13 protein-coding genes are annotated in these 11,528 nt (G+C 61.0%); 8 read left to right on the forward strand and 5 right to left on the reverse strand.

Annotation, left to right across the window (positions count from 1 at the left end):
• Positions 1–34 precede the first annotated feature (34 nt).
• From msub_RS13545 to msub_RS13565, 5 genes are all read left to right on the forward strand, one after another.
• Positions 35–397: a hypothetical protein gene (locus msub_RS13545; protein ID WP_156182768.1), complete on the forward strand. Its 363-nt coding sequence runs from the start codon at positions 35–37 to the stop codon at positions 395–397.
• A gap of 71 nt (positions 398–468) precedes the next feature.
• Positions 469–783, forward strand: a complete 315-nt coding sequence (locus tag msub_RS13550; RefSeq protein ID WP_048496498.1) for a DUF3301 domain-containing protein — start codon at positions 469–471, stop codon at positions 781–783.
• A gap of 129 nt (positions 784–912) precedes the next feature.
• Positions 913–1,839, forward strand: a complete 927-nt coding sequence (locus msub_RS13555; protein WP_048496499.1) for an esterase/lipase family protein — start codon at positions 913–915, stop codon at positions 1,837–1,839.
• A gap of 7 nt (positions 1,840–1,846) precedes the next feature.
• Complete coding sequence (locus msub_RS13560; RefSeq protein WP_048497123.1) at positions 1,847–2,950, forward strand: lipase secretion chaperone; 1,104 nt, start codon at positions 1,847–1,849, stop codon at positions 2,948–2,950.
• Between the two features lie 79 nt (positions 2,951–3,029).
• Positions 3,030–4,379 carry a sensor histidine kinase gene (locus msub_RS13565; protein ID WP_048496500.1) on the forward strand — a complete coding sequence of 450 codons (1,350 nt, stop codon included), beginning with the start codon at positions 3,030–3,032 and terminating at the stop codon, positions 4,377–4,379.
• On the opposite strand, the gene msub_RS13570 is transcribed toward msub_RS13565, so the two are convergent.
• The gene (locus tag msub_RS13570) at positions 4,348–5,007 is read right to left on the reverse strand and encodes a response regulator transcription factor (protein ID WP_048496501.1); all 660 of its coding nucleotides are present in this window, start codon (positions 5,005–5,007) and stop codon (positions 4,348–4,350) included. The genes msub_RS13565 and msub_RS13570 overlap by 32 nt on opposite strands.
• A 207-nt stretch (positions 5,008–5,214) precedes the next feature.
• On the opposite strand from msub_RS13570, the gene msub_RS13575 reads away from it, so the two are divergent.
• From msub_RS13575 to msub_RS13585, 3 genes are all read left to right on the forward strand, one after another.
• Positions 5,215–6,537 (forward strand): substrate-binding domain-containing protein, encoded by a 1,323-nt coding sequence (locus tag msub_RS13575; RefSeq protein WP_082146497.1) that lies wholly within the window; start codon positions 5,215–5,217, stop codon positions 6,535–6,537.
• Between the two features lie 152 nt (positions 6,538–6,689).
• Complete coding sequence (locus tag msub_RS13580) at positions 6,690–7,985, forward strand: pyridoxal phosphate-dependent aminotransferase (RefSeq protein ID WP_048496502.1); 1,296 nt, start codon at positions 6,690–6,692, stop codon at positions 7,983–7,985.
• Between the two features lie 56 nt (positions 7,986–8,041).
• Positions 8,042–8,866, forward strand: a complete 825-nt coding sequence (locus msub_RS13585; protein WP_048496503.1) for an inositol monophosphatase family protein — start codon at positions 8,042–8,044, stop codon at positions 8,864–8,866.
• A 472-nt stretch (positions 8,867–9,338) separates the two neighbouring features.
• On the opposite strand, the gene slmA is transcribed toward msub_RS13585, so the two are convergent.
• The 4 genes from slmA to msub_RS13605 form a co-directional block, all read right to left on the reverse strand.
• Positions 9,339–9,926, reverse strand: coding sequence for a nucleoid occlusion factor SlmA (slmA, locus tag msub_RS13590; RefSeq protein WP_048496504.1), 588 nt, complete (start codon positions 9,924–9,926; stop codon positions 9,339–9,341).
• Between the two features lie 120 nt (positions 9,927–10,046).
• A complete protein-coding gene (locus tag msub_RS13595; RefSeq protein WP_048496505.1) occupies positions 10,047–10,856 on the reverse strand; it encodes a thiazole synthase in 810 nt (269 codons plus the stop codon).
• Between the two features lie 74 nt (positions 10,857–10,930).
• Positions 10,931–11,131: a sulfur carrier protein ThiS gene (gene thiS / locus msub_RS13600; protein ID WP_048496506.1), complete on the reverse strand. Its 201-nt coding sequence runs from the start codon at positions 11,129–11,131 to the stop codon at positions 10,931–10,933.
• Between the two features lie 24 nt (positions 11,132–11,155).
• Positions 11,156–11,515: a DUF423 domain-containing protein gene (locus msub_RS13605; protein WP_048497125.1), complete on the reverse strand. Its 360-nt coding sequence runs from the start codon at positions 11,513–11,515 to the stop codon at positions 11,156–11,158.
• Between the last annotated feature and the right edge of the window lie 13 nt (positions 11,516–11,528).

An 11,528-nucleotide genomic window follows, 5' to 3' on the forward strand; every position in this document is an offset into this window, starting at 1 on the left:
CATAAGGAGTATCTCTCGCCAACCTAGCCATATATTGCAAAACCACAGCGGCTACGACGAAAGCACAAGAAATGGTGGGAAAATGTTCAATTATTGCAATAACCGGATATCGGATGGTCGGGATGCAGTCGATAGTGATCTGACAATCAGAAAAACAACTGTCCATGCGCTGGCTTCCGCCATTCTTGCATTCGGCCTGACCGAACTTACCCTGCCTCACCTGCTGGTTATTCAGGGGCTCGTGCTGTCAGTCTTCGCAATTCTTTTCTGGCTTACCCTGCCCATGATACGCAGCGTCCGGGCAGCCTGCTGCGAGGCCCAACCGCTGACCAGCCACTTCCTGCAAATGCTATGTTATCGATTGCTGCCGGTTCAGTCGGCAACGGTCAAAGGATGATTCCCCGGGCCAGTGCAATAAGGTAGTCTGGCGGTCTAACCCCTGAATGACTCTGGAAGATCGCCGTAACCGTGACTCTTGGAACCCTGTTCTGGCTGTTTGTGGCCGGATTCGCCATCTGGTACTGGTGGCGCGCCAAAGCCATCAAGGATTCTGTGCTTCAGGCCGCAAAGCGTTATTGCAAGAGCATGGATGTCATGCTGCTGGACGACGCGGTGTTTCTTCGCGGCCTCTGGTTCAAACGCGATGACCAGGGCCGGCTCCGGGTCTGGCGCCGGTTCCTGTTCGATTTCACCTCCACCGGCGAAGAGCGTTACACCGGCCGGATCATCATGCTGGGCCAGCGTATACAGCATATGGAGCTGGAACCTCACCGGCTTCCCTGAGTCCGCCGCCTGACTGGCCTCACCCATTTGGGCGATTCCTGCCTACGCGTTTTGAACGAATAATCGACCACGCATCGACGACCGTCGGCTGCCTTGTGCCGTCGTCAACAAAAACAACAGGAGTCAACCATGCGTAACCGATTCACCACAGCAATCATGCTGGGGCTGGTCTTGCTGTCCGCCTCATTTTCCAGCCACGCCGGCTACACCCAGACCCGCTATCCGATTGTGCTTGTTCATGGCGTTACCGGATTCAACACCATCGGCGGGCTGATCAACTACTTCCACACCATTCCCTGGAACCTCGAACGCAGTGGCGCCAAGGTCTATACCGCCAGCGTTTCCTTCGTAAACAGCAGTGAACAGCGCGGCCAGCAACTGGCCAACTACATCAACAGCCTGGGCTACGCCAAGGTAAACCTCATGGCCCACAGCCAGGGGGCTCCCACCTCCCGGGTGGCTGCCGCACTGGTTCCCCAGCGGATTGCGTCTATCACCTCCATCGACGGCGTGAACAAGGGCTCCAGGGTGGCCGATGTGGTCCGGGGCATCCTGCCGCCGGGCAGCTACGTGGAGGGCGGGGCAGACGCCATTGCCAACGCGCTTGGCGACCTGATCAATGCTCTGTCCGGCGCTGACAATCCGCAGGACGGCCTGGCTGCCCTGGAGACCCTGACCACACCCGGCACCATCGCCCTGAACGATGCCCTGGGCTGGAAAGGGGTCAACCGGAACGCCTGCGCCGGTACCAACGAGGACGTGTGGATCAACGGCAACCGCATCAAGTTCTTCTCCTGGACAGGCCGCGGCGTCTGGACCAATGTCTTTGACATTACCGATCCCTTCCTCGGCATTACTGCCCTGGCCTTCGGCAGTGAGCCTAACGACGGCCTGGTTGGTGTGTGTTCCACCATGATGGGCAACGTGATTGGCACCCATTACGACATGAACCATGTGGATGCCATCAACCACCTGCTGGGCGCACGCTCCCTGTGGACCAACCCGGTCACGCTCTATCGCGCCCAGGCCAACCGACTGCAGAACCGCGGCCTCTGAGGTGACCATGACACGGACACCCACCGCAACCCCTCGGTGGCTGTTCCCCGGTGCACTGTCGGCCGCGCTGGCCGGCGGTGCTCTGTGGTATGGCCTGGCCCAGACGACCCAACACACGACCAGTGCCCCGGCTCCGGTTGCTGAGCAGGCGGGCGCAACTCCGGAGTTCTCCGGGTACCCTTCAGAAGCCGGCACCTCTCTGGCCTCGGCTGAGACCAGGCAACCGCCGGACAACGCCACAACGCCCAAAACCCTCGGGCCACAACCGTTCGCGCCCTCACTGGCCGGTACCGACATCGACGGAGCCCTTCGAGCAGACGAAGACGGCCGCTTGGTGATCAACCTGCAGGTGCGCGACTTCTTCGACTATTTTCTCAGCACCGTGGGGGAAGTCTCGCCGGAGGTGGCCATCGGACAGATTCAACAGATGGCCCAAAAGTACTTGCCGGAGCCGGCTGCGTCCCGGGCGTTGGCCCTGCTCGACCAGTATCTGGCCTACAAACAGGCAGCCCTCTCTGTGATGCAGACCCGGCTGGATCCGGCCCGGCAATCAGACCCGGCCTATCAGCTCTCGGCTCTGGGCGATGCCCTGACTAAACTGAAAAAGCTCCGCCAGTCCACCTTCGACCCTGAGGTGCACAAAGCCTTTTTCGGGCAGGAAGAGGCCTATAGCGAATACACCCTGGCGACATTGGCCATCCGGCAGCGGCAGGACCTGAGCAACCAGGGCAAGCAGGCCCTGATCCAGTGGCACCGCAACCAGTTGCCAGAGGCCATGCAGGCAACCGAGGAACAGCTGCTCGCCAGCAGCCACCAGCAACAGGAGCGGGTAGCCGCCATCGGCTCGGCCAGTTCGCCCGAGGAGGCCGGCCAGCGGCTCTCGGAGCTGGGGCTGGATTCCGAAGACGCCACCGAGGTGGTGCGTTACCTGAAAGATCGTGAGCAATTCGCCCAACGCTTCCAGACATTCCAGGACGCATTGAGCCAGCAGTCAGCCTCTGGGCTGGCAGAACAGGAGCGTGAGGCGTATCAGGATGCCCTGCTGCAGCAATATTTCCCGGACCAGCAGGAGCGAACCTGGGCCCGCCTGAGAATGCTGGGTAACAGCTGACCGGAATGTGCCCGGGCTCGCGAAATCGCCGGCCCGGGCCCGGTACAATCCGGAGACTTGCCCGCTACCGGACACGGTCATGAACGCCGAGCAGATCAGACAACAACAGGCAGCCGGTTTTCTCAACCTGCGTTTTGCGCCCTCCCTCGAGGACACCTACAAGCAGAACCGGGCAGCGCTCATCCGCCTTCGCGCCCGGCCTGTCTCGGTGGCCGGCCTGGCCCTGTTCCTGGTCTATGCCGCCATGGACATGCTCACCTTACCCACCGAACTGGCCAGGATCACGGTAACCATCCGGCTGGCCATTACCTGCCCGCTGATTGCCCTGGTGGTCTGGCTGGCCTATCGCCCCACCCCCTCCGACAGACACTTTGAGTGCATCTACACCCTGGCCTATTTGCTCGGCGGGCTCACGGTAGTGGCGATTATCGGCGCCGCCCGGCACCTGGCGTTCCCGCTGCCCTACGAGGGTATGATCCTGATACTGATGTTCGGCTACTTTGCCATGGGCCTGCCCTTTTTCAGTGCCTCGGTGGTATCCATGGTTCTGGTCATCAGCTATCTGGTGACCGAGCTCTGGAGCGGCATGGCGCCCGCCCCGATTCTGAGCAACCTGTTCTTCCTGATGACCGCAAATGCCATCGGCATGATTGGTGCCTGGACCAGCGACTACCGCCACCGGGCGCACTTTCTGGACCGCCAGCTGCTGGACCTGATGCATCAGGCTACCCGGGATGAAAGCCGGCGGAAAACCGAACTGATCACCGCCGCCAGCCATGACCTGCGCCAGCCACTCAATGTCATCGACATAACGCTGGAGAGCTTCTCGCCGGCCGATGGCCCGCACCCCGCCACGGGGCAGTTGCAGGACATGATCCGGCATTTGCGGCGCCTGCTCGGCACGGTGTTTGACAGCGCCAGGCTGAACGAAGGCATGATCCGGCCGGACATTCAGGCGGTATCGCTGGCCGCGGTTTTCCGGGATCTGGGAGATATGATGAACGATGCCCTGGGGCATCGGGATATGGCCATCCGGATCAACCATGAATCCGGCCAGTTTCAGGTGTTGGCGGACCCCGGCCTGCTGCTTCGAGTGCTGCAGAACCTGGTATTCAATGCGGTGGAACACAGCAGCGGCACGCTCGTTCACCTGGCCGCCGAACGCGTCGGCCGTCAGGTACGGATAGGCGTCTCCGATAACGGCACCGGAGCTCCGGCGGTGCTCAAAGACACGCTGTTTTTGCCCTATGTGCGAGGGCGCGGGCCAAATGACCGCCCCGGCCTCGGGCTCGGTCTGACCATCGTGAAGGAATTCACCACGCTGATGCAGGGCAGTTACGGCATGGACACCGAAGCAGGCCGGGGCTCGACATTCTGGGTGCAGTTTCCTGTGCCCGTCACAGCCAGCCCTGGACCCGGGCCAGATTGACACACTCGGTCCGGTTGTGAACACCAAGCTGGCTGAAAATTGCCTTGAGGTGGGTTTTCACCGTGTGCTCGGTCAGGTCCAGGCTCTGGCAGATGCGTTTGTTCGGGAACCCCTGGGCGAGCAATACCAGCACGTCCATCTGCCTCGGGGTTAATGGCAGCTGCTGCGTCAGAGGCCGGACACCCCCGGGGAAATAGCCCTCGCCCCGAATGACCGCCCGAACCATGGTGACCAGAGCGGACCGGCCAGCGGATTTGGCGAGAAAGCCACTCGCCCCGGCAGCCCTGGCGGCCCGCACCGTGCTCTCATCCTCACTGCTGGAGATAATGACAACCGGAGGCGTTTCCCGGTGGCTGGCCAGCCTTGGCAACAACGCGAGGCCGGTTTCGCCATGCAGGGCGATGTCCAGCAAGACCAGCTCAAAACCGTCGTCATGGGCCAGAAGGTCGGCGGCAGACTCGACCGTTGCAACCGTGGTAACGGATTCGGCCAGGCCCTCCTGATGCATGAGACCGGCCAGCCCCTGGGCGAACAGTGCGTGGTCGTCGACCAGAAGGACCTTCGCCAGCGGCAGTGTTCGAACCGACCCCACTTGCGGCCGTTGTGGCTCCGATATGATGGCACCCATGTTATGCCTCTCCCCGCTGTGTTTATTTTTGTTACCGCGGAGGCACCACTATAAGGCAGCAGCCTCCGGCACTCCGCGGCCTGATTAACATTTTTTTACATGAACGCCGGTTTTCCGGACCACCTCCCGCCCGGCTGCAACACAAATGTCACATTCCTGAAGCATTCTCCTCTTTCCAACCATTTGTCTTGCATAGGTTTTTCGAAAATGGCCCGACACACACGGAAGATTACCCAACTAACCGGACTTTTCATCGCCAGCCTTCTGGCGCTCCCGGTGCCCGCCTATGAACTGGAGATTCACGGTTCCAACACCATTGGCGCAGCGCTCGCCCCCATGCTGGTTACGGGCTACCTCAAGGAAAAGACCACAGGCGCCGTTTCCGCGAAAGGCACCGGGCAGGAAAATGAACAGATCCTGGCAGCCCGGGTGAACAACCGGCTGACAGACGTTCTGGTTGCAGCGCACGGATCCAGTACCGGTTTCAAGGCCCTGGCCGCCGGCCAGGCGGATATCTGGGCCTCCTCCCGCCCGGTCAAACCGTCAGAGGTGGAGCAGTTCCGCGCCCGGGCCGACCTGACAACCCTGGAAAGCGAGCATGTCATTGCCATTGATGGCCTCGCAGTTCTGGTTCATCCGTCAAACCCGGTCAGCCAGATGAGTATCGGGACCCTGGGCAAGATCTTCTCGGGCCAGATCCGGAACTGGTCTGAGCTGGGCGGGCCGGATCGCCCGATTAATCTATACGCACGAGACGACCGTTCCGGCACCTGGGACACCTTCAAATCCCTGGTTCTGGGCAAGCAATACACCCTGGACGGGAATGCCAGGCGCTACGAATCCAACGACCAGCTGTCTGATGACGTCAGCCTGGATCCCGCGGGCATCGGTTTCTCCGGCCTTGCGTCGGTGCGCAACAGTAAAGTGCTGGCCATTTCCGAAGGTAATGCTCCCGCTCTCAAGCCCAATCAACTGACCGTCGCGAGCGAGGATTACCCGCTCTCCCGACGCCTGTTCATGTACACCCCCGGAGACCGGATGCCACCGCTGGCTGCGGGGCTGATCGACTTCGCCCTTGGCCAGAAAGGCCAGGCCCTGGTGGCAGAATCCGGGTTCATTTCCCAGAACCCCATTGCGGTAAAGCCGGAATTTGACAACTCGACGCCCGAGAGTTTTCGCCGCCTGACCGGCAATTACCAGCGGCTGACGGTCAACTTCCGGTTTTCCGAGGGCCGGACCAGGCTCGACAACAAGGCCCTCAGGGATCTGCAGCGGGTACAGCATTATCTGGAACAGCACGGCCGGACGGCCGACGACCTGCTGCTGATCGGGTTTGCCGACACCCAGAGCCATGAACTCCGGGCCCAGATGATCTCGGAACTGCGGGCACTGTCCGTTCGCATGGCCCTGGACAAAACCGGTGTCCGGGATGTGGCCTACACGGGCTACGGGCAGTACATGCCGGTCGGCGGTGCCGGCAGTCCGCGCAATGGCCGGGTGGAGGTCTGGATCCAGACCCCCAGGCACTGACCGCCACCGCAGGGGAGAGGGTAAGTGCGCGCAGGTTTTTTCCTGAACTGCGGTAATCACCTATCCACTCCCCCACCACAGATATGGCCGTGTTTTCTATACTGAGGAGGTCACGCTAACCAACAGCCACCTTCCACCAATAGACAGGGCCCATGGACATCCAGAACGACCACCGTTTCGCGATCAACCTCAACGTTAGGGGCATCCAGCCCTCGGCCACCCTCCGTATCAACGAGCTCAGCAACCAGCTCAAATCCGAAGGCAAGGACATTATCAAGCTCGGGCTGGGGCAATCGCCCTTCCCGGTTCCCGATCGCGTGGTGGAAGCGCTCAGGCAGCACGCCCATGAAAAGGATTACCTACCGGTCAAGGGCCTGAAGGGTCTCCGGGAGGCCATCGCCGGTTACATCAACCGCAGCGAGCGGATGCGCTGCACCTGGGAGGATGTGCTTATCGGCCCGGGCTCGAAGGAGCTGCTGTTCATGCTGCAGCTGGCCTATTACGGCGATCTGCTGATTCCCCGCCCAAGCTGGGTATCCTATGCGCCCCAGGCACGGATTATCGGCCGTTCCGTGCACTGGTTGCCGACCCACGCCGAGAACAACTGGCAGCTCACCGCCGAGGAGCTGGACATTGTCTGCCGCGACGACGCGTCGCGGCCCCGGATCCTGATCCTGAACTACCCCTCCAACCCGACCGGCTGCACCTACACCGATGACCAGTTGCTGGCCATCGCCAACGTGGCCCGCAAATACAGACTGATCCTGCTGTCCGACGAGATCTACGGTGAGGTGCACTTTGAGGGCAGGCACAAGTCCATTGCCCGGTACTACCCGGAAGGTACGATTATCAGCACCGGCCTGAGCAAGTGGGCCGGAGCCGGCGGCTGGCGCCTGGGTACGTTTATCTTTCCAAGGGAACTGCGCCCGCTGCAGGACGCCATGGCCATCATCGCCAGCGAAACCTACACCGCCACCAGCGCCCCCATTCAGCATGCCGCCATTACCGCCTTCAACGGCGGCGACGACATCGAGGAATACCTGAAACAGTCCCGCCGGGTTCTGAAGGTGGTGGGCGAATACATGCATCGCCGCCTGACCGAGATGGGCGCGGTGGTGCAGAAACCCGAAGGCGCATTCTACCTGTTCCCCGATTTCTCCAGCTTCCGTGACCAACTGGCCAGGAAAGACATCAAGACCAGCCAGGCCCTCTGCCAGACCCTGCTGGAGAACACCGGCGTGGCCATATTGCCGGCCAGCGACTTCGGTTTCGTACCGGATCATCTGGCAGCCCGGCTGGCCTTTGTGGATTTCGATGGCGCCGAATCCCTGCAGCTTGCCGGTGGCGACTATGCGGATCAGGAGCTGGGCGATGACTTCGTGCAACAGGCCTGCCCCCGACTGGTGAAAGCCATGGACAAGATGGCGCAGTGGCTCAGCAGCCTCTGATTGTGCCGTGTTAGACTGGCGCCCTCATTCTCTTACGGGATATCAACGGGGGCGCCATGTCTGATTCTGTCTCTCTACTCGAGATTACCGACTTTGCCGAAAACCTGGCTCATGAAGCCGGCAAACTGATCCGCCGCGAGCGCGACGGCAATGCCCTGCGCACCGACTACAAGCACCAGACCGAGCTGGTCACCCACGCCGACGTCATGGCCGATGAGTTCATCACCGGTGCCATCCGCAAGCGCTTTCCCGGCCATCGTATCCTGTCCGAGGAAACCATGCCGGACCTCCGCCAGGCCGAAGAGCTCGACACGCCCCTGTGGATTGTCGACCCGATCGACGGCACGGTGAACTACGCCTATGGCCACCCGCAGGTGGCTGTGTCGATTGCCTATGCGGAAAAAGGTCGGGTTCAGGCCGGTGTGGTGCACGCGCCCTTCGTCGGGGAAACCTTCCGGGCCACTCGCTCCGAGGGCGCTACCCTGAACAATCATCCGATCCGCCACAGCGGCGCTACCGTGCCTCGTGATGCCCTGTTCGCGACCGGCTTCCCCTACACCAAGGACGCCCTGGAACCTCTGATCAAACGCCTGGATGCCATGATTCACCAGTGCCGCGACCTGCGCCGGATTGGCTCAGCAGCCCTGGATATCTGTTGGGTCGCTTGCGGCCGCCTGGACATCTACTACGAGAACGTCAGCCCCTGGGACTTCGCCGCCGCCCGCCTGATCGCCCTGGAGGCGGGCGCCACTGCGGGGCATTTCAGCGAAGTACCGGACGGCTACCCCGCAGACCTCTGGGGCCGCGATATCCTGATCTCGGCGCCGGCGGTCTGGGAACCGGTTCGTTCCATTCTCCGGTCGGCTTCGGGGTATGAGTGAGGTTTCGGAATCCGCCTCTGTTACGCAGCCTGCCGGTTTCGGAGGCAGGCAGGGGATGGGAGCCTTCTTCCCGGAACCGCTACAAGCACATCCGTGTGCGCTTGACTCCGGCCATCCATGGCCTCCGACATTCCGGGAAGAAGGCTCCCATCCCCTGCCGACGTTACTGAAGTGATATTGGAAACCTGAACAAGGCAACATTGTAGGTCGGATTAGGCAAAGCCGTAATCCGACAATTGCGGGGTTTCCCAATGGGCATTGTTGGATTACGGCTTCGCCTAATCCAACCTACGGCTGACATATCTGCTGAGTCAGAAGGGAGCGGCGGGATGGCTCTGCACAGAATGTTGAAGGCCAGGGATGGCCGGAAACAAGCGCACATGGACGTGCTCGTAGCGGTTCTGTGCAGAGCCATCTCGCCGCTCCCTTGCACCAGAACCAGCCGGCTACCAACCGGAAGATAACTCCAGGCTCAGCCCCAAACACCCTCGGCAACCAATCCCCAACTCTCGTCAAAGTCGGTTGAGGGCAACCGCGAAAACGACGACCGGATGAACCGCTGGATCCGGCCTTCAACGAAGACCAGGACATAATCGGCGCCCCGGGCGGCACTGGTTCTGGGCCGCAGACCCTGGCGGATTTCGCCTTCTTTCAGGGTCTGGCGTACCTGGGTTTCCAGACGTTCGAAGAACTGGGAGGCCCGCTTTCGCAGGTTGTCGTTTTCGCCCATCAGGGCATCGCCGGTCAGCACGCAGCACAGGCCCGGGTTGCGTTCGGCGAACACCAGCACCAGGTGTACCAGTTGCTGAAGGCGAACACGCACGTCCTCCTGCTCCTGCAGGATCACCTGGCAGCGGGAGAACACCGCGTCTTCGGCGAACTCGATAAGCGCCTCGAACATTTTCCGTTTACTGGGAAAGTGGCGGTAAAGGGCCGCTTCAGTAACGCCCACGGACCGGGCGAGGCCGGCGGTGGTGATGCGGGCGCCCGGATCGGTCTCCAGGAGCTCCACAAGGGCATGGAGAATCGCCTCGCGGCGACTGGGTTTCTGGTCAGTCATGGCAGGACAGCAGCGCTCTGATTTATCGTTGTCGGGGCCGGTCGTTCGGTGCCGACCCTCGTTTATATTCAAACATAGGGTCAGATGAAAGCGTTCATCTGACCCCGTTCTCAGCTTTTTTCAGAAAAAGGTGCCATCAATCGGCGAGGATGCGCTCGCATAAAGTTTCTTGGGCATACGGCCCGCCAGGTAGGCTTCCCGGCCCGCCTCGATAGCCAGGCGCATGGCGTTGGCCATTTTTATGGGGTCTTTGGCCTGGGCAATGGCCGTGTTCATCAGGACACCATCGCAGCCCAACTCCATAGCAATCGTCGCGTCTGACGCAGTGCCCACCCCGGCGTCGACCAGAACCGGCACGTTGGCATTCTCGACGATCAGGCGGATATTATAGCGGTTCTGGATCCCCAGGCCTGAGCCGATGGGTGCGCCTAACGGCATGATCGCGATGCAACCCATTTCTTCAAGGCGTTTAGCGAGCAAAGGGTCGTCAGAGCAGTAAACCATCACCTTGAAGCCGTCCCTGATCAGCGCTTCTGCGGCCACCAGGGTTTCGGTCATATTCGGGTATAGCGTCTTCTCCTCACCCAGCACTTCCAGCTTGACCAGATCGTGGCCATCCAGCAGTTCCCGCGCCAGTTTGCAGGTGCGTACCGCATCCTTGGCGGTGTAGCAGCCAGCGGTGTTCGGAAGAATGGTATAGCGCTCCGGGGAAATCACGTCCAGCAGGTTCGGCTCATCCGGGTTCTGGCCCAGATTGGTCCGACGTACTGCAACAGTAACAATCTCCGCGCCGCTGGACTCAATGGCATGGCCCGTTTCCATCATGTCGCGATACTTGCCGGTGCCGACCAGCAACCGGGACTGGTACACACGCCCGGCGATTTCGAGGGGTTTGTCTTCCGGGAGCTGAAGTTCGGATGTCTCTGTCATAGTGGTCCTGAATATTTTGAATACTGGAGAATGGAAACTGCCGCCGTCGGTGGATGGGTGACGGGCCGGATGACTCAACCGCCGCCAATGGCGTGAACGACTTCAACGCGGTCGCCATCGCTCAGGGTAAAGTCCGGATGCTGGCTCCGGGGCACGATGTCCTCATTAACCTCGACGGCCAGGCGTTTGCCCGTAAGGGCCATTTTCTCGATCAGCATGGCAATGGTCGCACCTGCCGGCAACTCCATCGCATCACCGTTTACATCAACCTGCATGAGCTTCTTCAACCTCTGTCGTCATCACCTGTTCCGGTTTATGCCGGAGATTATTAATAGCACCCAGCCCACCATGAAACACGCGCCACCAACCGGCGTGACCGGACCAAACCAGCGAACGTCGGTCAGCACCAGCAGGTAAAGACTGCCACTGAAAAGCGCAATGCCGGCCAGATAGAACCCGGCAGCCCAGCCCAGCAGTTTTCTGGACAGCCCCATGCCCGACAGCAAGGCCACCATGACCAGGGCAATCGCGTGATACATCTGGTAGGTAACGGCCGTCTGGAAAACTTCAAGGTCGCGCTCACTCACCAGGCCGCGCAAACCGTGGGCACCGAAAGCGCCGGCCATAACCGCCAGCAACGCCAGACACCCACCGGCAATCAGCGGCCATCCC

This window comes from Marinobacter subterrani (assembly GCF_001045555.1).
In the GTDB taxonomy this organism is placed as follows: Bacteria; Pseudomonadota; Gammaproteobacteria; order Pseudomonadales; family Oleiphilaceae; genus Marinobacter; species Marinobacter subterrani.

What these genes read in the sequence shown, in the direction of transcription:
- msub_RS13555 (WP_048496499.1), top strand. Translation starts at nt 913, where the DNA reads ATGCGTAACCGATTCACCACAGCAATCATGCTGGGGCTGGTCTTGCTG.
- msub_RS13560 (WP_048497123.1), top strand. Translation starts at nt 1,847, where the DNA reads ATGACACGGACACCCACCGCAACCCCTCGGTGGCTGTTCCCCGGTGCA.
- msub_RS13565 (WP_048496500.1), top strand. Translation starts at nt 3,030, where the DNA reads ATGAACGCCGAGCAGATCAGACAACAACAGGCAGCCGGTTTTCTCAAC.
- msub_RS13570 (WP_048496501.1), bottom strand. Translation starts at nt 5,007, where the DNA reads ATGGGTGCCATCATATCGGAGCCACAACGGCCGCAAGTGGGGTCGGTT.
- msub_RS13575 (WP_082146497.1), top strand. Translation starts at nt 5,215, where the DNA reads ATGGCCCGACACACACGGAAGATTACCCAACTAACCGGACTTTTCATC.
- msub_RS13580 (WP_048496502.1), top strand. Translation starts at nt 6,690, where the DNA reads ATGGACATCCAGAACGACCACCGTTTCGCGATCAACCTCAACGTTAGG.
- msub_RS13585 (WP_048496503.1), top strand. Translation starts at nt 8,042, where the DNA reads ATGTCTGATTCTGTCTCTCTACTCGAGATTACCGACTTTGCCGAAAAC.
- slmA (WP_048496504.1), bottom strand. Translation starts at nt 9,926, where the DNA reads ATGACTGACCAGAAACCCAGTCGCCGCGAGGCGATTCTCCATGCCCTT.
- msub_RS13595 (WP_048496505.1), bottom strand. Translation starts at nt 10,856, where the DNA reads ATGACAGAGACATCCGAACTTCAGCTCCCGGAAGACAAACCCCTCGAA.
- thiS (WP_048496506.1), bottom strand. Translation starts at nt 11,131, where the DNA reads ATGCAGGTTGATGTAAACGGTGATGCGATGGAGTTGCCGGCAGGTGCG.